This window comes from Psychrobacter sp. 1176_08 (assembly GCF_052850615.1).
In genome coordinates this window covers 401,943-420,950 of record NZ_VXCU01000001.1, presented here as the reverse complement: position 1 = coordinate 420,950, position 19,008 = coordinate 401,943, and the positions used below count along the sequence as shown (strand labels likewise).

The 19,008-nt window shown below is 43.0% G+C and carries 16 protein-coding genes; 12 read left to right on the top strand and 4 right to left on the bottom strand.

All coding sequences use genetic code 11. From position 1 onward, the window contains the following. The first annotated feature begins 251 nt into the window (after positions 1–251). Positions 252–2,894 carry an aminopeptidase N gene (gene pepN / locus FW759_RS01675; RefSeq protein ID WP_446441992.1) on the top strand — a complete coding sequence of 881 codons (2,643 nt, stop codon included), beginning with the start codon at positions 252–254 and terminating at the stop codon, positions 2,892–2,894. 108 nt (positions 2,895–3,002) lie between these two features. Here the strand turns inward: pepN and FW759_RS01670 are convergent, their stop codons facing one another. Next, complete coding sequence (locus tag FW759_RS01670; protein ID WP_446441991.1) at positions 3,003–4,085, bottom strand: 3-deoxy-7-phosphoheptulonate synthase; 1,083 nt, start codon at positions 4,083–4,085, stop codon at positions 3,003–3,005. A 414-nt stretch (positions 4,086–4,499) separates the two neighbouring features. Here FW759_RS01670 and lpxB point away from each other — a divergent pair, with 414 nt between their 5' ends. From lpxB to FW759_RS01655, 3 genes are all read left to right on the top strand, one after another. After that, positions 4,500–5,807 carry a lipid-A-disaccharide synthase gene (lpxB, locus tag FW759_RS01665; RefSeq protein ID WP_446441990.1) on the top strand — a complete coding sequence of 436 codons (1,308 nt, stop codon included), beginning with the start codon at positions 4,500–4,502 and terminating at the stop codon, positions 5,805–5,807. Between the two features lie 57 nt (positions 5,808–5,864). Further along, a complete protein-coding gene (locus tag FW759_RS01660) occupies positions 5,865–6,743 on the top strand; it encodes a ribonuclease HII (protein ID WP_446441989.1) in 879 nt (292 codons plus the stop codon). 142 nt (positions 6,744–6,885) lie between these two features. Continuing rightward, positions 6,886–8,082 (top strand): CAP domain-containing protein, encoded by a 1,197-nt coding sequence (locus tag FW759_RS01655; protein WP_446441988.1) that lies wholly within the window; start codon positions 6,886–6,888, stop codon positions 8,080–8,082. A 34-nt stretch (positions 8,083–8,116) separates the two neighbouring features. On the opposite strand, the gene FW759_RS01650 is transcribed toward FW759_RS01655, so the two are convergent. Further along, positions 8,117–8,713, bottom strand: a complete 597-nt coding sequence (locus FW759_RS01650; RefSeq protein WP_446442122.1) for a DUF924 family protein — start codon at positions 8,711–8,713, stop codon at positions 8,117–8,119. Between the two features lie 158 nt (positions 8,714–8,871). Between FW759_RS01650 and FW759_RS01645 the strand changes: the two genes are divergently transcribed. Beyond that, positions 8,872–10,128, top strand: coding sequence for a carboxynorspermidine decarboxylase (locus FW759_RS01645; protein ID WP_446441987.1), 1,257 nt, complete (start codon positions 8,872–8,874; stop codon positions 10,126–10,128). 233 nt (positions 10,129–10,361) lie between these two features. Further along, the gene (locus FW759_RS01640) at positions 10,362–11,636 is read left to right on the top strand and encodes a saccharopine dehydrogenase C-terminal domain-containing protein (RefSeq protein WP_131397776.1); all 1,275 of its coding nucleotides are present in this window, start codon (positions 10,362–10,364) and stop codon (positions 11,634–11,636) included. Between the two features lie 125 nt (positions 11,637–11,761). On the opposite strand, the gene htpX is transcribed toward FW759_RS01640, so the two are convergent. Continuing rightward, on the bottom strand, positions 11,762–12,676 hold the full coding sequence (gene htpX / locus FW759_RS01635; RefSeq protein ID WP_446441986.1) for a protease HtpX: 915 nt from the start codon (positions 12,674–12,676) through the stop codon (positions 11,762–11,764). Positions 12,677–12,915: 239 nt separating this feature from the next. On the opposite strand from htpX, the gene FW759_RS01630 reads away from it, so the two are divergent. Both FW759_RS01630 and FW759_RS01625 read left to right on the top strand, forming a co-directional pair. After that, the gene (locus FW759_RS01630; protein ID WP_446441985.1) at positions 12,916–13,728 is read left to right on the top strand and encodes a PhzF family phenazine biosynthesis protein; all 813 of its coding nucleotides are present in this window, start codon (positions 12,916–12,918) and stop codon (positions 13,726–13,728) included. Positions 13,729–13,734: 6 nt separating this feature from the next. Next, positions 13,735–14,067, top strand: a complete 333-nt coding sequence (locus tag FW759_RS01625) for a YnfA family protein (RefSeq protein WP_062844716.1) — start codon at positions 13,735–13,737, stop codon at positions 14,065–14,067. Between the two features lie 72 nt (positions 14,068–14,139). Here the strand turns inward: FW759_RS01625 and FW759_RS01620 are convergent, their stop codons facing one another. Continuing rightward, the gene (locus FW759_RS01620) at positions 14,140–14,262 is read right to left on the bottom strand and encodes a hypothetical protein (protein ID WP_021815223.1); all 123 of its coding nucleotides are present in this window, start codon (positions 14,260–14,262) and stop codon (positions 14,140–14,142) included. Positions 14,263–14,613: 351 nt separating this feature from the next. Between FW759_RS01620 and FW759_RS01615 the strand changes: the two genes are divergently transcribed. The 4 genes from FW759_RS01615 (at position 14,614) to miaA (ending at position 18,934) form a co-directional block, all read left to right on the top strand. Further along, positions 14,614–15,216, top strand: coding sequence for a 6-pyruvoyl trahydropterin synthase family protein (locus tag FW759_RS01615; protein ID WP_446441984.1), 603 nt, complete (start codon positions 14,614–14,616; stop codon positions 15,214–15,216). After that, positions 15,209–15,751: a tRNA (adenosine(37)-N6)-threonylcarbamoyltransferase complex ATPase subunit type 1 TsaE gene (gene tsaE, locus FW759_RS01610; RefSeq protein ID WP_446441983.1), complete on the top strand. Its 543-nt coding sequence runs from the start codon at positions 15,209–15,211 to the stop codon at positions 15,749–15,751. The genes FW759_RS01615 and tsaE overlap by 8 nt, the downstream gene beginning before the upstream one ends. 70 nt (positions 15,752–15,821) lie before the next feature. After that, complete coding sequence (gene mutL, locus FW759_RS01605; RefSeq protein WP_446441982.1) at positions 15,822–17,603, top strand: DNA mismatch repair endonuclease MutL; 1,782 nt, start codon at positions 15,822–15,824, stop codon at positions 17,601–17,603. A 155-nt stretch (positions 17,604–17,758) separates the two neighbouring features. Beyond that, positions 17,759–18,934 (top strand): tRNA (adenosine(37)-N6)-dimethylallyltransferase MiaA, encoded by a 1,176-nt coding sequence (gene miaA, locus FW759_RS01600; protein ID WP_446441981.1) that lies wholly within the window; start codon positions 17,759–17,761, stop codon positions 18,932–18,934. Positions 18,935–19,008: the final 74 nt, after the last annotated feature.

The window sequence follows — 19,008 nt, the reverse complement described above, 5'->3', positions numbered from 1 at the left end:
GGTTAATTATTTCGGTATATATATTCTCTTTTTGAAAGCGGTTCTGTATTAGCAAGATATTTAAAAAACAGTTACTTTAGAGTACGCTCTTGAAATTTAGGGTTTTAGGTCAATTTAACTATCAGATCATCGAAATTAAATCGTCTTTCATCTTTGACTTTATCTGATCTATTGCACGTATGATTCAATACACATCATCGTCAAATGCTACTATCCTTACTCATATATTATAAATAATAATAGGAACTCATATGTCTATTGCTGAAACTGATGCTCAAATCATCAATCCAAATATGCCTGATGTGCCGCCAACCGCTCCAAGCAAAATCAATTTAAAAGATTATAAAAAACCAAGCTTTGATGTAGAAACCGTCAATTTGGATATCAAATTGTTTGAGGAGTATGCGCAGGTAAATAGTACTTTGAAAATGCTGCGTCAAGCCGAAGGTGATCTGGTGTTATTTGGTGAAGAGCTTGAGTTACTAACGATTCAGATAAATGGTCACCAATTGGATGAAGGAGATTATCAGCAAGAAGCAGGGACGTTAACCATTGCTAATGCGCCTGATGAAGTGACATTGGATATTCAAGTACGCATCTGCCCACAAACCAATACAGCGCTTGAAGGACTGTATATGGCGGGTAGTGGTGACGATACTATGTTTGTCACTCAGTGTGAGCCTGAAGGCTTTCGCAAGATAACTTTTTATCCAGACCGTCCTGATGTGTTAGCCATATTTACAACGCGTCTTGAAGCAGACAAGCGCTATGCCACGTTACTGGCCAATGGCAATCTGGTCGAGGCAGGTGACGTGGTAGACGAGCCAAACCGTCATTACGCGATTTGGCATGATCCAACCAATAAACCAAGTTATTTGTTTGCCTGTGTGGTGGCTGATTTGGACGTGCTGACAGATTCTTACACCACAAGCGAAGGCCGTGAAGTCACGCTTGAGCTCTATGCAAAATCTGCTGATATTGATAAATGTGATGTCGGTATGCAGGCGCTAAAAGACGCTATGGAGTGGGATGAGGTCAATTATGGCCGAGCCTATGATTTGGATCGTTATATGATCGTCGCGGTTAGTCAGTTCAACATGGGTGCGATGGAAAACAAAGGTCTTAATATTTTCAACACCGCTTGCGTATTGTCTAGCCCTGAGACCACAACCGATGCGCGTAGCTTTAGCGTCAAAGCCATTATTGCTCATGAATATTTTCATAACTGGACCGGCAACCGCATCACTTGTCGCGATTGGTTCCAGTTATGTCTAAAAGAAGGCTTTACGGTCTACCGTGATCAATCTTTTTCAGCGGATCAGCAATCAAGTGCCGTCCAGCGAATTGATGATGTGGCTACCTTGCGTGCGCACCAGTTCAGCGAAGACGCAGGGCCACTGGCGCATCCTGTGCGTCCTGAGAGCTTCGTTGAGATCAATAACTTTTATACCACAACCGTTTATGAAAAAGGTGCAGAAATCGTGCGTATGATTGCCAATACATTGGGGCCAGATGACTTTCGTAAAGGCACAGATGAGTACTTCCGGCGCTATGATGGGCAGGCGGTGACGGTTGAGGACTTTTTGTCAGCGCTGAGTATCACTGACAATAAAATTGAAAACTTCATCGATTGGTATCGTCAGCCGGGCACGCCAGTTGTTTCGGGTCACCAAAGTTATGATAGTACCGCACAGACACTCACTATTACCTTGAGTCAACAGACCCGTCACGTCAGTGGCTTTGATGCACCAAAACCTCTGCCGATTCCAGTAGCGACGGCGCTGTTTGACAAAGACTCTGGCGGCATCGTTGCTGAGCGTATGCTGCTACTCGATCAAGCCACACAAACCTTTGTGTTTGAGAACATCACTAGCGAACCTGTGGTGTCTTTATTGCGCGACTTTAGTGCGCCTGTACAGCTCAATTATGATTATCAAGATGCAGATTTGGCATTTTTGCTCAAATATGAGACCAATGGGTTTAATCGCTGGCAAGTGACTCAAATGCTCGTCAATCGCATTTTACTGCAAGGACAAAGCTCAAAAAGCAGTCCTGATATATATCTGCAAGCATTGTCACAAGCATTGCCAGTACTAGCGTCTGACGATACGATGTTGGCTGCGCGTTTGCTTGATATCCCATCAGCACAAGAACTGGCTTCGGCAATTCAAAAAGATTACGATCCGGAGTTGGTGAAAGCGCAGCGTGAAAGCTTGTATCAACAAGTGGCAGATACGTTTAAAGACCAATGGTCAGCGCTCTATAAACAGCTACCTATAGATGCCTATGAAGACAGTGCTGAAGCGCGTGGTAAACGGGCTTTGCGTAATGTGATACTCGACATGGCTTTGACTGCTGATGTCAATGATGCCGCAGAGTGGGCTGAGCAGCAGTACAATCATGCCAGCTGTATGACAGAACGCTTTGGCGCTCTAAAAGCCATGGTCAATCATCAAGTGGCGAACGCTGACAATTATTTGCAAGATTTTTATCAGCGCTTTCAAGTAGATGATTTGGTCATCGACCTATGGTTCAGTGTGCAAGCGTCTGCCAATAATGTGAGCGTCGATGTAATTGAGTCATTGCTTATGCACGAAGACTTCGATTGGAATACGCCCAATCGTGTACGCTCAGTGGTGGGGGCATTTAGCGCTCAGCCTACGGTATTGTGGACGCAAGATGGTCTTGATATGTATACGGGTGTGATTAAAAAGCTGGATGATGCCAATCCTGTATTGGCATCACGCTTGTTACAAGTATTAGCCCGCTGGAATACATTGGTTGAGCCACGTCGTCAAATGGCTCATGATAGCTTATTGGACTTGCAAAAGAATGTGACGTCGAAGCATGTGATGGAAAGTTTAGACAGTGTGTTAAATGCTGCAAACAGCTAACTATTGACATATCCTTATGTTGAAGCAAGAAAAAGCCCGTTTGACAGTAGTATTGTCAAACGGGCTTTTTTAAGGTGATGAACATCGACTCACTGATGTGCACAGTGATTAGCGATTAGGCAATACGTCTTTTACCATGTCACGTAAGTTACGTAGTGACGTGACCGTACTTTCCCAATCTAGACAGCCATCAGTAATTGACTTACCGTATTCAAGCGCATCCAAATCAGCAGTCAGTTCTTGGCGACCACCTTTGAGATGACTCTCAATCATCATACCAATAATGGATTTGTTACCGTTTTGGATCTGCTCGGCGACGTTTTGGATGACCATTGGCTGTAGGTAAGGATCTTTGCCTGAGTTGGCATGGCTTGAGTCAATCATGATCTTGCCGTTCGTCTTACCTTTCGCTAGCTCATTTTCGACTTGAGCAACGGCAGTTTCATCATAGTTAGGCTTGCCGTTACCACCGCGCAGTACCACATGGGCGTAAGGGTTGCCTTTAGATTTGATAATACAGACCTTGCCATCAGATGATAAACCCAAGAAGCTATGACCAGCTTTTACGGCTTGCATGGCGTTGACGGCAACCGTCATACCGCCGTCAGTACCATTTTTGAAGCCGACAGGGCAAGATAGGCCAGAGCTCATTTCACGGTGCGTTTGACTCTCAGTCGTACGTGCGCCAATAGCAGACCAGCTAATCAAATCCTGCATGTACTGCGGGGTATTAGGATCTAAGGCTTCGGTCGCACACGGCAAGCCTTTTTCGTTTAAGTCAAGCAATAGCTTACGTGCAGTACGTAGGCCTTTTTCGATGTCAAAGCTGTCATTCATATCAGGGTCATTGATCATACCCTTCCAGCCGACAGTGGTACGTGGTTTTTCAAAATAAACGCGCATCACAACAAAGACGCTGTCTTCGATCTCTTTTGCCAATACGGCCAAACGATCGGCATATTCGTGAGCAGCTTTGATGTCGTGGATAGAGCAAGGGCCAATGACCACAAATAGGCGCTTATCTTTACCATCCAAGATGTTTTGAATGGTGTTACGCCCTTTTAGAACCGTGTCATACGCTTTTTCTGATAAAGGCAGTTCGGTCTTTAGTTCAGCGGGAGTAATCAAAGGAATAAATTTTTCAATATTCACGTCGTCAATATCTGCATTATGGGTAACTGATGTTGTCATGGTTATATATCATCTAGCTGATTTATAGGAATATTCATTATGCGGACAAAACACTTAGTTGACAAGGGTAGTCGAGCAGTTAATTAACTGATAACTGGAATGTGGAAACCAAAACTTAGTTATACTTACACTCACTTAGGCTTGTATTTGACGTCGCAAATGCATGTTTGGTATTTCATTTTTCTGTCTATTAATAAGTGTTGATAAATATTGGATGCTCAACGCTCAGTTTTTATGGGTGAGTTTCGCTATTTTTGCTATCGTCACGTATGATGGCGACTTACACAATGTGATTGAGATGCCCTAAATAATAAAGGTGCTTAGTGGCTTTAGTATTTTATCTCTGTTTTCTTGTGCTATATTTTATAATATTTCTTTTGTATCAATTGTATTTTTGAATATTGAGAGCTTGTCATGACAGATTTTGCGACGCCTAATACCTATACTGATCTAACAAATTCGACAGCGATAGATTCTCAGGTAGCTGAATTAAAAAAAGCGCCACTCATCATAGGCATCGTGGCAGGAGAGGTGTCAGGCGATAGCTTAGGAGCAGACTTTATGCAGCAAATGAACAATTTGCGTGATGATATTGTCTGGGTAGGCGTTGGTGGTAGTAAGATGCAAGCGCAGGGACTACAAAGTATTTTTCCATTGGAACGTCTGGCGGTGATGGGACTGGTGGAAGTCATGGCACAGTTGCCTGATTTGCTAAAAGCCCGCCGTGAGCTGCTGACCGCGTTTCAGGCGGCTGATATTGATTGGTTTATCGGTATTGATGCGCCAGACTTTAATCTTAGGGTCGCTAAAAAATTAAAGCCCAAAGGTATATTTTGTGTGCAGTATGTGAGCCCCTCTATTTGGGCATGGCGTGAGTCGCGTATTCATAACATCAAAGCAGCGACTGACTTGGTGCTGTGTTTGTTCCCCTTTGAGCTGCCCGTCTATGAGCGTCATAACCATCCAGCCATCTGTGTTGGTCATCCTCTGCTTCGTACCATGGATCGAACGTTGTTAGAGACGCCGATCAATCAGCGGCGTAGCGAGCTGGTTTGGCACAATGATGGTTTGCAGCAGTTTTTTATTGAGCGCTTTGATGATGTTAGTCAGCTTATTTGTGTGATGCCTGGTTCTAGGCGCAGTGAAATTACCGCTATTTTGCCATTGATGCTGGATGGTATTCAAAAGCTTTTATTGTTAGATCCTAAGCTGTGTTTTATTATTCCAACTGTCGATCAAAACCATCAATATATCGTACAAGATGTCATTGATCAGAGATCAGAGCAGCTGCGCTCTGCTATTGTGGTGGTGTATGATGACAGTCAGCCGACCTTTAGTCAGCAGGCAATGGCAGCGTCTGATATCGTCATGCTGGCCTCTGGAACAGCAACATTGGAGGCGATGCTGCTTGAGCGTCCTATGGTCGTGGTTTATCAATTAAATCAGATGACGTATCAAATTGCCAAGCGTTTGGTTAAAGTGCCTTATGTCGCATTGCCCAATATTTTGGCAGGTACAGCGATCGTTCCTGAGCTTATCCAAGAGCAGGCAAGTGGTGATAATATTTGCCGTACAGTCATGCGTCTTCTACAACCTCGCGCGTATGCTGAACAATCAAGCGATCTTTTAGCCACTAAGCAAGCGCTAGAGCAGCAAAGCAATCATGAGCCTGCCAATAGTGTGATTGAGCAATGGTTTATCAAAAATAACCAAAAACCCTGAATTGCTATCGCTCTTAATCCCCATTTATCCCATTAATAATATAGACAAAATAACACTATGAGTAACGAGCACGCTGTCGAGAATTCTGCCACACCATTTGACGTCATTATTGAACGGATTGATATTAAGGGTCAGTATATACAGCTGGCTGAACCTGTCCATTTATCCGGTCAACTCAACGTCTCTGAGCTACGTACTCAATATTCGATAAATTCAAAAGAAGATTTAGCACAGTTGGCGCTACAGATTGGCGTTGATGAGGCGGGACGCGGCCCACTCTTGGGCAGTGTCAATGTTGCGGCTGCGATATTACCTAGCGCTTGGTCAGGACTGATTGAGAATCAGCCCCTCAAAGATACGCCATTGTCGATACTGACAGACTCAAAACAATTGAGTGAAAAAAAGCGTGATGTGCTGTATCCGTTGGTACAGCAATACGCAATTGGGTATGTGGTTGCAGATGTACCAGCCGCCGTTATCGATCAGATTAATATCTTGCAAGCGACGATGCTTGGCATGCGTCTCTGTACGGAGTTATTATTAAAAATGGTCGCTCCGCACCTTATTATTGACAACGCTGATGGCGATTCGCAGTTAAGTGCTCATACGTACGTACAGGTATTATTCGATGGCAATCGATGTCCTGATTTAGACGAAGCCACACTTGATAAAATAGGTGTCAAAAAATCCGCTATCGATTGTCAGGCTTGGGTAAAAGGCGATGCGCGTCATACCAGTATTGCTGCAGCCAGTATATTGGCAAAAGTCAGTCGTGACAAAACCATGTATAAGCTTGATGCGAGACATCCAGAATACGGCATTGCCAAGCATAAAGGGTATCCAACAAAGACCCATATGGAAGCCATTGAAATGCACGGTATTTTACCGGCGCACAGGCGCAGTTTTGCACCAGTCAAAAAGATGCTTGAAAATTAAAAATAACACTCATTTATTAATAGCTTTAATTCAAATAGCCTAAGCAAGCTAATAGCATCATAGCGCTTAATAACATTCATATAGCTAATTTTAAGCTATATTAAATTCGTATATGGGCTACTACGTTATAGGATAAAAAGTGATGTCACACACCTCACATGAAAACGTTGCGACTATCCTGTTTTTAACGGTACTTTTGACGGCCTGTAATGGTGGCGGGGAAGATGCTGATAAGACTCCTGCACCGAGAGTCATTCCACCTATCGTCGAGCCAAGTGATACTTCTATAGACCAGTCAAATAATAATCTTGACGATCAGGCTGCCAATTCAATAGGGAACAATGATAACAATGCGGCGTTAATTGCCAACAATGCATTCAGCTTGGCGAGAACCAGTTGTGGTCTGAATGGTTTGTCTACTGATACGGCCTTAGAAAATATTGCCACCCAGCATGCCAATTATATCAAATACGTTTTTGCCAATAGCGCACCGACCATATTTAATGCGCATTACGAAAATGAGATTGCAGATATTGCAAACGTGACCAATACTAATAATCCGTTTTTTGGCGGGCTAGATCTGGGATCGCGATTATCAAATGCAGACTACGCCAATGCACGCTTTGATGCCGCCGAAAATATCGCACAATCGATATATTATAGTTCAGCAGGTAAGCTGTTTAGCTCAGAGGTCATGGCAAGCTCAATGGCCAAGTCATTGTTGGCTGCGCCGTATCATTTGCGGTCTCTTATGTTGCCAAGTTTATATTTGACTGGTACGGGTATGGTTACCTATAAGCCATATAATAAAGATGCTACCAATAACCAAGGTTACATATTGGTCAATAAGAGCGCTGCAACGCAAGCGACCAAAAATAAAACCGTCAGAGGCGTGTTTACTTATCCATGCCAAGGTGTCACTGATACCGTGACCGCGCTATATAATGAAACTCCCGACCCCGTCAAGCATACGGGTCGCGACTTACAAAAGGACCCAATTGGGCAGCCCATCTATATCAGTGTACCGTCAGCGCGCACGATTAACATCAGCAATGTGACATTCTATGATGTTCGGCGCAATATCAATGTACCGATTGAATTGCTAGATTATCGTCAAGATCCTTACAAAGATACAGCAAATGCACTGCCAGAAAATGAAGCGTTTATCCTACCTATTACCGACGATTTAAAAAGCTGCGAGGGTTTTAATAGTAAAAGTAAAAATTGTGGTTTGTATGGCAATAGTGAATATCGCGTGAGCTTTGATGTGTTGATAGATAGTGAAGCGATAGAACGTAAGAGCTTTGTTTTTAAGACGGGTGCCGTGAATGAAGCATAGACTGCACCCTTGCTATGGGTTTATGAATGTGAAATCAAAAAGAAGAGTTCGGCTGCTGCAAGAAGGCTTCTTCATCATCGCTTGACTCACGATCCAGCGTATCATTACGATGAGGATAACGACCAAATTGCTCAATGATGCCCTTATGACGATGTTCAAAATCCAAGGTTTCAGCATCGTTCAATTGTTCAAACAAAGGTAGATAGCGCTCATGAATCATCAAGGATTCAGAATGCATGAATGGCATAATCATAAATTTGCGCCAATCCACTGGTAACGTGTCAAAATGTGGTTGCTGAATGGCTTCTTGTGCCAAGACTACTGCCATACTATCTTGCGCAAAAGCACACGCCTGTCCGCGACACAGATTACGCGAGAATTGGTCTAAAACAATAATCTCTGCTAAGCGTCCAGCCAAGGCGGTAATGGAGCTGTTGCTATCCTTGGCAGCTTCTGCACTGCGCCACGTCACGCATTCACCTCGTTTCGCCGCCTGCCAAACCTTTCTAAACTTATCGTTTATTTGTTGGTCAAAATGATCGTTTTTTGCAAACCAATATGATTTGTTGTCCTTGTTAAACCAAAAATCTAAAACAGCTCGAGCATCAGCATCAAGGTACTCCAAATTCATGTTTTGTGGATCGAGTTGAGATAAATTGGCTTGGCTACTAGAAGTAGAATAGTCGGTTGATAGTGACATAAGATATTCTAATTATGATGAATTTAGTCTACTATAGCGCAAATATTTATATCTGTCATGACGCCAATAGCGCGATTAGGTAACCTATTATGAATTTAGAAAACTCAGTAAAACCGTCCGACGTATCACTACCACCAACGCCTTATTATTTGTTAGATGAAGCTGCAATCGTTGCCAATATGCAGATTATTGCTCGTCTGTGTGAACTGTCAGGTGCCAAAGCATTATTGGCGCTCAAATGCTTTGCAACATGGGGTGTGTTTGATGTGATGCAACCCTATTTGCATGGAACGACTTCCTCATCATTGAATGAAGTGCGGTTGGGTTACGAGACTTTTGGTAATAATACTGATGTTAATGGCAAAGATAAAAAAGAAACCCACGCCTATAGTGTGGCGTACAGCGCTGATGAAATCGACGAGGTATTGAGCTATGCTGATAAGATTATTTTTAACTCAATCTCACAGCTAACTGCGTTTAAAGATCGAGCCGCCGCAAAAAATATTCCTGTCGGGTTGCGGTTGAATCCTAAGACCAGCAATTCGTCATTTATTATTGCTGACCCAGCACGTCCTTTTAGCCGTCTTGGCGAGCATGATAAAGAAAAAATTACAGCAGTGCTTGGTGACATTACTGGTGTGATGATTCACAACAACTGTGAGAATGACAGCTTTGAGGCTTTTAGTGAGAGCTTGGCGGACATTGAGGCACGATTTGGAGATATCTTAGAGCAGCTAGAGTGGGTGAGTTTAGGCGGCGGTATTCATTTTATCGCGCCTGATTATCCGCTTGAAAAACTGGCTGAAAGATTAAAAGGTTTTAGCGAAACCTACGGTGTCCAGGTTTATCTTGAACCAGGTGAGGCAAGTATCCATGGCGCAGGTTCATTGGTCACGACTGTCTTAGATACCATGTACAATCACAAAAATCTCGCTGTCGTTGACTCTTCTATCGAAGCGCATATGCTGGATTTGTTGATCTATCGTGAGTCAGCGCCCGTTACAGCTATCAATGAAGCCACTATTCATGTCAATCCTGTCAAGTCTATTATCGATGATTCAACCATTCATGAGCCGTTGACAGCCAAGTCTGAGCAAACGACAGAAAATACGATTATTTATGGTCGTTCTTGTTTGGCGGGGGATATTTTTGGCGAGTATGAGCTATCAGACAATTTGGCAGTAGGGGATACTGTCACTTTTGGCAATGCCGCAGGTTACACCATGGTTAAGAAAAACTGGTTCAATGGTGTTAACATGCCAGCCATTGTGATTCGTCGTTTAGATGGGCGCATTGATGTGCAGCGTGAGTTTGATTATCAAGACTATAAAGCGAGTTTGTCTTAATTTTAAGTCTGCTGGTTTTTGATATATAAAACTATTGGTTATAACGATTAATTATTGCCGAAAAGCATGTAAAAATTGCTATAATCGCCACGGGCAAAAATAGCCATATTTGCCCGACGGGTGCGTGGGTTTTCCTCGGTCTTCCTTTTTAATTCACGCATATCATTCACTCGTTTCTGCTTTGCATAGCCACTATTAATGGTATCTACAGGAACACAAAGGAGGATTGTTCATTGAACACAAACCAATCAGTTAAGCCCAGCAAAAAAGACGTACTCATCATTGGAGCTGGCGGAGTCGCTCAAGTGGTTGCGCATAAATGTGCAATGCATAATGATGTATTGGGTGAGATCCATATTGCCTCGCGTACGGTAGATAAATGCATTGCAATCGCCCAAAGCGTGATAGATAAAAATAGCTTTAAAGCGCCTGCGGTACTGCACACCCACCAAGTCGATGCAATGGATACCCAAGCATTAATAGAGCTGATACAAGCCACAGGTGTACAGATTATCATTAATGTCGGATCAGCATTTGTCAATATGACGGTGCTTGAGGCTTGTATTGAAACAGGCGTGGCATATATTGATACTGCGATTCATGAAGACCCACGTAAGATTTGCGAGACGCCGCCATGGTATAACAATTATGAATGGCAACGTCGCGAGCGCTGTGCAGACAATAATGTCACCGCTATTTTAGGTGCAGGTTTTGATCCTGGAATGGTCAATGCGTATGCACGTCTTGGCTATGACATGATGGATGCAGGATCTGTTACTGATATCGACATCATTGATATCAATGCGGGTAGCCATGGCAAATATTTCGCGACAAACTTTGATCCAGAGATCAATTTCCGTGAATTTACTGGCACGGTCTACTCTTGGCAAGACAGCAAGTGGCAGTCTAACAAGATGTTTGAAGTGAAGCGTACTGATGATTTGCCAGTCGTTGGCGTGCAAAACAGCTATCTGAGTGGTCATGATGAAGTTCATTCACTGTCTGCCAACTTAGATGTACCAAACATTCGCTTTTGGATGGGCTTTGGTGAGCATTATATTAATGTATTCACTGTCCTGCAAAATCTAGGGCTATTGTCTGAGCAGCCAGTGATGACGGCCGAAGGACAAGAAGTCATTCCGTTAAAAGTGGTCAAGGCCGTACTGCCAGATCCAAGTTCACTTGCACCGAACTACACAGGCAAGACCTGTATTGGCGATAAGGTTAAAGGCAAGATTGATGGTGTTGATACCGAAGTATTTATCTATAATATCTCAGATCACAAAGACGCTTACAATGAAGTGGGTAGCCAAGGTATCTCTTATACCGCAGGCGTACCACCTGTCGCGGCCGCCATGTTGGTTGCAACTGGTGAGTGGGATGCAGGCAAAATGGTCAACGTTGAAGAGCTGGATGCCAAGCCATTTATCAATTTGTTGAATAAGATTGGCTTACCAACGCGTATTCAAGACAGTAATGGCGACAGAGCGCTTGAGTTTGATATTTAAATCTACTCTCAAAATAAGCGTTGTCATAAATCGCAAAAAGCCTATCTTTTATAGATAGGCTTTTTTTGTCAAATAGGATTGGGATATCGCACTCTAAAGAAGTAGTCAGCCCATCACGCTTCCTACTATGCTTGATTGGGATTGTACGCTCGCAACGCTTCAATACGATCATCAAGCGTCGGGTGTGAGCGGAAAAGGTTGGCAATACTAAAGCCTTGAGTCTGACCAGAAGAGATCGCAAACGCTTTCATGTTCTCAGGCATTTGATCTGGACGTTGTTCAGCCGGACGTAAGGCATTTAACGCACTGATCATTTTTTCACGGCTGGCGAGTTTAGCGCCCATTTGATCCGCACGGAATTCACGTAAACGCGAGAACCACATCACGATGGCAGATGCCAAGAAACCGAGCAAAATATCCATCACAATACTGGTGACAAAATAACCAATACCAGGCGCATCGCCTTCGTTTTTGAAAACAGTGCGGTCAACAAAGTTGCCAATGATACGAGCGAAGAACATGACAAAGGCGTTTACCACTCCCTGAATGAGTGCCAGTGTGACCATGTCACCGTTTGCCACATGACCAATCTCATGCGCCAATACCGCTTCTACTTCATCCGCTGTCATATTTTGCAATAGGCCAGACGAAACGGCAACCAATGCCTTGTTTTTATTCCAACCAGTTGCAAAGGCATTTGGCTGTGAGTTATTGAAAATTCCGACCTCAGGCATGCTAATATTCACAGCGCGTGCTTGTTTTGCCACGGTATCCACCAGCCACTGTTCTGTGGAGTTTTGCGGCGTATCAATCACAACCGTGCCCGTCGAGCGTTTTGCCATCCACTTTGAGATAAACAACGAAACCATCGAACCAATCATACCGTACAAGCCACACATAATAGCAAGACTGGTATAGTTAAGCCCGCCTGCTGCATGTACACCGCCAATACCAAAGACTCTGGATAAAATACCAAACACGATGCTAAATACGACAATCACGGCTAAGTTGGTTAATAAAAACAATCCAATACGCATCATTTCGCTAATTTCCTAATAAAAGTTTAAATGAAACTTTAGAATAAAACGCTTTAATAAGCGGTTATTTATATTTTGATGGTATGTAAATGGCGTTATTTCGGTAAATAACAATGGCATCATGGGTTTAAATTGGGCGATATTCTCAAAAATACACAGATCAGCAAACATTCATTAAAGATGCTAAAGTACGGCCGATATTGATTAATATAACGATACAAACAGTTGAAATGAGAACTAACATGCAATTAGAGATAAATATTATTGATGCTTTTACAGATACCGTGTTTAAAGGCAACTCTGCGGCAGTCATTATTACAGAGCATTGGTTATCCAATGATTTGATGCAGTCCATTGCTTTTGAGAATAATTTGTCTGAGACTGGGTTTATCGTCCCTGACGCTAACGGACTTCATCATATACGCTGGTTTTCACCATTTAAAGAGATTGCTTTTTGTGGGCATGGTACATTGGCATCTGCGTTTGTTCTATTTAAGAAAAACCCTACAGTAGAGACCATTCGGTTTTCAGCCAACGCGGTGGGCGTCTTTACGGTCATACAAACGGCTAATAATAAAATCCAGATGGATTTCCCTAATAGAATGCCTGAAAAGGTGAATGAAATACCTAATGGCTTACTAGAAGGTCTTTCTATCGCACCTACTGACGTTTATTGTAATGAAAAAGCCTATTTTGTGGTGTATAACGCTGAGTCTGACGTGCTAACTGTCGCTCGGGATAACGAGAAGTTAAAAGAGCTATTGCCATTGAATGTGGTGGTGACTTGTCAGGCTACTTCCAACGAATATAGTGATTTTGATTTTATCTCCAGATATTTTTGGTCAAACGATGGTGGCGGGGAAGATCCAGTAACAGGTTCAGTGCATACTGGGCTTGCTCCTCTGTGGGCGCAGCGTTTAGACAAAAATGAGCTGACTGCTTATCAGGCATCAAGTCGAGGTGGTGTGCTTGACTGTGTGGTTGCAGGGGAGAGAGTGCTGGTTTCTGGTAACGCCGTGCAATATCTGACAGGTTTTATTACGATTGAGGGATAACAGGTTTTGACGGAATTAAAAACAGTTGGGCTTTTTGCGCTTACTGCGCTTGCAGAAATTGTGGGGTGTTATCTACCCTATCTGTGGCTGCGAGAAGGTAAGTCGATGTGGCTTCTTATCCCTGCTGTGCTTAGTTTGGCGGCATTCGTATGGCTTTTAACATTGCATCCAACGGCAGTAGGGAGAGTGTATGCCGCTTATGGCGGTGTGTATGTCGTTATGGCAATCATTTGGCTATGGACGGTTGATGGTATTCGGCCAACCACGTGGGACATAGTAGGCTCTGCGGTTGCGCTGTGTGGGATGGCGATTATTATGTTCGCACCGCGTGGTACTTGATTTAAAAAATACTTGGTTTAAAAACGACTAATCGAACCATAGGGTTCAATTAGCGCTTTGAGACATATAATATTAGTGTTTACCTAAGATACTACCATTGTCATCTTTTTTTGCTTGTTTGGCCGCTTTTTTCTCTTTTGCAGTTAATAGAGGTTTCTTTTTAACGTTCTTTTTGCTGTCTTGACCTTTGCTCATCGTTTTTTCCTCTTGGAGTCGGGTAGGTTGTCTGGCAAGTAAGTGTCACTATACTTGAAGACAAACGCCACACGTGACGCAGACACTGCGTACTTGCTTGAGTATAGGCTTAAGATTGAGCAATAGATAGCCTTTGCACAATTCATCTACGTTTTCGCCTTTTTATGAGCCAGTCATTGTCTTATCTACCTATAGATTAATTGGCTTGTATTGATTCGTTCAATCAATACGAGTATTCATAAGTGCTTACTTACGGATACATGACGATTTGCTATAATGAGCAACAAGCCGATAACTAGAAGCGGCAAATTTCATTTAGCACGACGATGCTTACTGTTTTGGTTGATTATTATGCGTATCCGTAAACTCTTCAAATTTGAAAATGCTCATATTGTTCGCAATTGTAGTTCTGAGCGCTGCAAACACTCTATCCATGGTCATAGCTATCAGATCGAATTGATCTTAGAAGCTAAGCGCTTAGATCATGGACAAATGGTTTATGATTTTGGCTTATTAAAATCTTCGATTAAAGAGATTATTGACAGTTTTGACCATGCCATCTGCTTTTGGAGTAAAGACGATCCTGAGTATATCGCTGCCTGCAAAAAATTCAGTGCGCGCTGGATTAGTTTGCCAGTATCACCTTCCGCAGAGCAGTTTTCACGAGTCATTTTCTTTTGGGCGCAAGAGATTTTGCAACAAACTCAAATGCAAAATGGCGAGACAGATGTTAGCGTTTATTCAGTGATTGCTCACGAAACAGCGACAGGTTACGCGCAATGTTTTGCAGATGATGTCGCCAATGAACAAATGGGAAAACTCGTATTAGGTGACTTTGAATTTAGTGATCAAGTCCGCGCTGAATGGCACGACACCGATCTGTATGCCAAGCTGATTCGTGGTGAGAGCTTTGTGAATCCATCAGTGACCATGCAGGTTCAGCCCGATGCATAATTATAAAGCTCAAATTCATACCGACACAGATAGCAAAGATGTGCAGACGTTAATCTTATACTCTGAAGACGATACGCAGGCATTGGCTAAGCAATTGGCAGCGCTACCATTGACAGGGAGCGTTTGGCTGGCAGGTGATTTGGGGGCAGGCAAAACAACCTTGACGCGCTATTGGCTACAGGCTTTGGGTCACAAGGGCGCGGTAAAAAGTCCGACCTATACGTTGGTAGAGCCATACCGTATTGAGCAAGAAAACGGCATAACCAAACCTGTCTACCATGCTGATCTTTATCGTCTGCAAGACCCAGAAGAGCTGTCATTTATAGGGTTTGATGAATATCTTGACGAGCCGAATTCGCTGGTGATAATTGAATGGGCCAGTCGCGCGGATGGCTACTTACCAGTATCAGACTTATTCATCAACCTGACGCAAAGCGCAAATGGTCATGATGGTAAAGAAGCTCGTCAGGTTGAGTTGCGACTGTCCAAGACAGGACAAGCACAAGGTCTAGACTTATCAATACTTAATATTTAGGTTTTACCCCATGTATTTGCCAACATATAATCTTTCATCTTCAGCTGACTAAAATATATTATAGCTATTCATGACCAACAATCCTTCTGATACCCGTATTAAAAAACTATCGCCGCTGCTCATCAATCAATTGGCAGCTGGTGAGGTAGTGACGCGTCCTGCAGCCGTGGTCAAAGAGTTGCTTGAAAATGCCATCGATGCTGGTGCGACCCATATTGAGGTACATGTTACTCAAGGTGGTATGGGGATGATCGAAGTGGTGGATAATGGGGTTGGTATCCATCCTGATGATATGATCATGGCGATTACTCGTCATGCAACCAGCAAAGTGGCTGATGTGGCTAATCTGCACGGTATCATGACCTTAGGTTTCCGAGGAGAGGCGTTGGCCGCGACGGCGGCGGTTTCCCGTTTGACGCTGATTAGTAGTCATGATAATAGTGGTATCGGTCGTCAACTACAGGTCGCTGGGGTATTGGATGATATACCCAAACTATCGCCCGTTGTACACAATCGTGGTACGACGATTACGGTAAGAGACTTATACTTTAATGTGCCAGCACGCCGAGGCAATTTAAAATCAATGGCCATCGAGTTCGGTCATATTGAGACCGTTGTTCGCGACGTTGCATTGGCACGAGCGGATATTACTATCATTCTTTTTCACGATAAGAAAAAACGGCTGTCACTATCTGCAAGCGCTATATCTACAAATGCTATCGATAATGACAATAACCGTCTATCCGTGTCCCGTCTTGAGCAAGCCATTGGTCGTTCGTTAACGGATGATGCTATTGAAGTAGCAGTGGACTTATCGGGTTTAGTACAACAGTCGTCAGAATATAATGTCAGTCAAAATAGAAACCATGCGGCTATCACTGGTTGGTTATGGCCGATGCATGAAAAAAACGATGCATTACCAAAATTGATTTATGTGAATGGTCGACTGGTCAAAGAAGCAATAATTAGCAATCAGCTTCGACAAATCGCCCAAGAGGCACAGCTTGCAGGTATTGGCTACGCACTCTATTTTGACTTACCCACGGAATGGTTGAATATCAATGTGCATCCCTCCAAACAGCGAATTAGAATCAGCCCGTTAAATAATATTATGGCTCACTTGAGCCATGCGCTGCGCTCAAAGCTTGCAGCACATAAGGCGACCAGTAGCCTTCAACAAGACAACAGCCCGTCAAATGATGGCATTTTAAATACTGATTCTGTAAAGTCTGATTTGATCAATCAGCCATTTGAGAAAGCACTAGCTAATACGGCCTCAATCAATCCTGTTACCCAAGGCAGGCAAGTACAGTCGCCAAAAACTTCCTACCAGTTATCAGAGAATAATAAATACCCTAAGCATGTAGACTCTTTGATTGAAAAGCCTTTGATTCAAAAGACTGGTACGTCAAAGTTGTCTTCAACTGATACCGACACCATTACGATTTTGAGTCAATCTGCTGCTGATACAACCTCTTTACCCTATTGTCTAGATATTATTACCAGCATAAGTGACATAGCGCCTGAGTCTGTCATTGGTCAATATAGTCATAATAAGCCGCTACCTTGGTTACTATTTTATTATCAAAAGCAATGCATCTTGATTAGTTCGGAGGATTGGCGAGTAAAGATTGGCTTATTATTTGAATCTGCTGTATTAGATAGTCACGTATTTAAAAAAGGCGAAGGCTACGCCAGGGATGTCAATCAACAACTTGCAACCATAAGTGCTCAAATGACACAGCAGGACTTAGCCTTGTTTATAACAGATATTGAAACTTTATTAGTGAACAATGCCATCAAAGTGATTGACCGTAATCAACTGGTCACATTAATGCTCACCTCCATATAAGAGTCATTGTCAAACTGACTTTTCAATTGGATTGTGAGTAGCCCGATCATTTGCAATATATGGCTTTCAATTAGCTTTTGCCTAGACTGAGGGCGTACCTATTTCACTTCTCATATCAATTACTTACCATATAAACTACTAATAAAGGCAATTCTATGAGACAGTCGTCTGGCTTATCCAATGATCTCACGGATAACAGTGTGGTGTGCTTGATGGCACCAACAGCAAGTGGTAAAACTGCTTTGGCCTACGAGCTTTATGACACAGGGCGTTATGAGCTCATATCCGTGGATTCAGCGCTGATATATCGTGATATGAATATTGGAACAGCTAAACCAACGGCCGCTGAGCTTGCCCGTTATCCCCATCATCTGGTAGATATTGTTGACCCGATGCAAAGTTATAGTGTTGCTGAGTTTGTCGATGATGTTGCACAGTTGATTGATAACTGCCACCAGAATGGCAAGATACCTCTACTTGTAGGTGGTACCATGATGTACTACATGGCTCTGCTTGATGGCTTGTCTCCTGTGCCAGATAGCGATAATGACATTCGTACACGCGTGGAACAATGGCGACAAGATGAAGGCATTGGTGCACTATATGAGTACCTTGGTAAAGTGGATCCAGCGAGTCATAAGCGTCTCAATGCGACTGATACCCAGCGCATAACCCGTGCAGTCGAGGTTTATTTACAAACCAATATTCCAATCAGTGACTGGCAAGGTCAGCCCAAACAGGCATTGGCACAAAACCCAAATCAGCAATGGTACGCACTAGAGGTAATGCCAGATCGCCCATGGTTACACGAGCGCATCGAGCAGCGTTTAGATATTATGTGGAATGATGGGTTAGTAGCTGAGGTCATTGATTTGCTGCATAAATACCCTTTGACGCCCAATTTGCCTTCTATGCGCTGCGTGGGGTATCGGCAAGTTTTAGAGTATTTAGTACAGATTGAGCATCCAGTATTTGAGCAACCGCATTTGGACAAAGCATTGTTTTATGATGCGTTTAAAACGGATAAAGACACTACTCACAAGCAAACAAAGACGGATAATGCGCTGCAAACACTATCTCAAGCAAGTACCTCAGATGTACAGATTGAGGCACTTGCTTGTCAGCAAATGCAAAATAAGGCATTATATGCTACAAGACAGCTTGCAAAGCGTCAGTACACGTGGTTAAGAAAGGTAAGCCAGTTACCTGATGCTTCAGTAAATTCATCAATTAAAGTCAACCTAGTTGAAGATCAAAACGCTCTTATCAATCGAGGTATGAAGGTAGAGATGTTTACTACTATGGCGCAAGCGAAAGATTATTTACAGTGATGAACCATTTACTGCAATAAACAAGCGTATAAAAGTTAGACCATTTTTAAAATGTAGTTTATTAATCATATAGC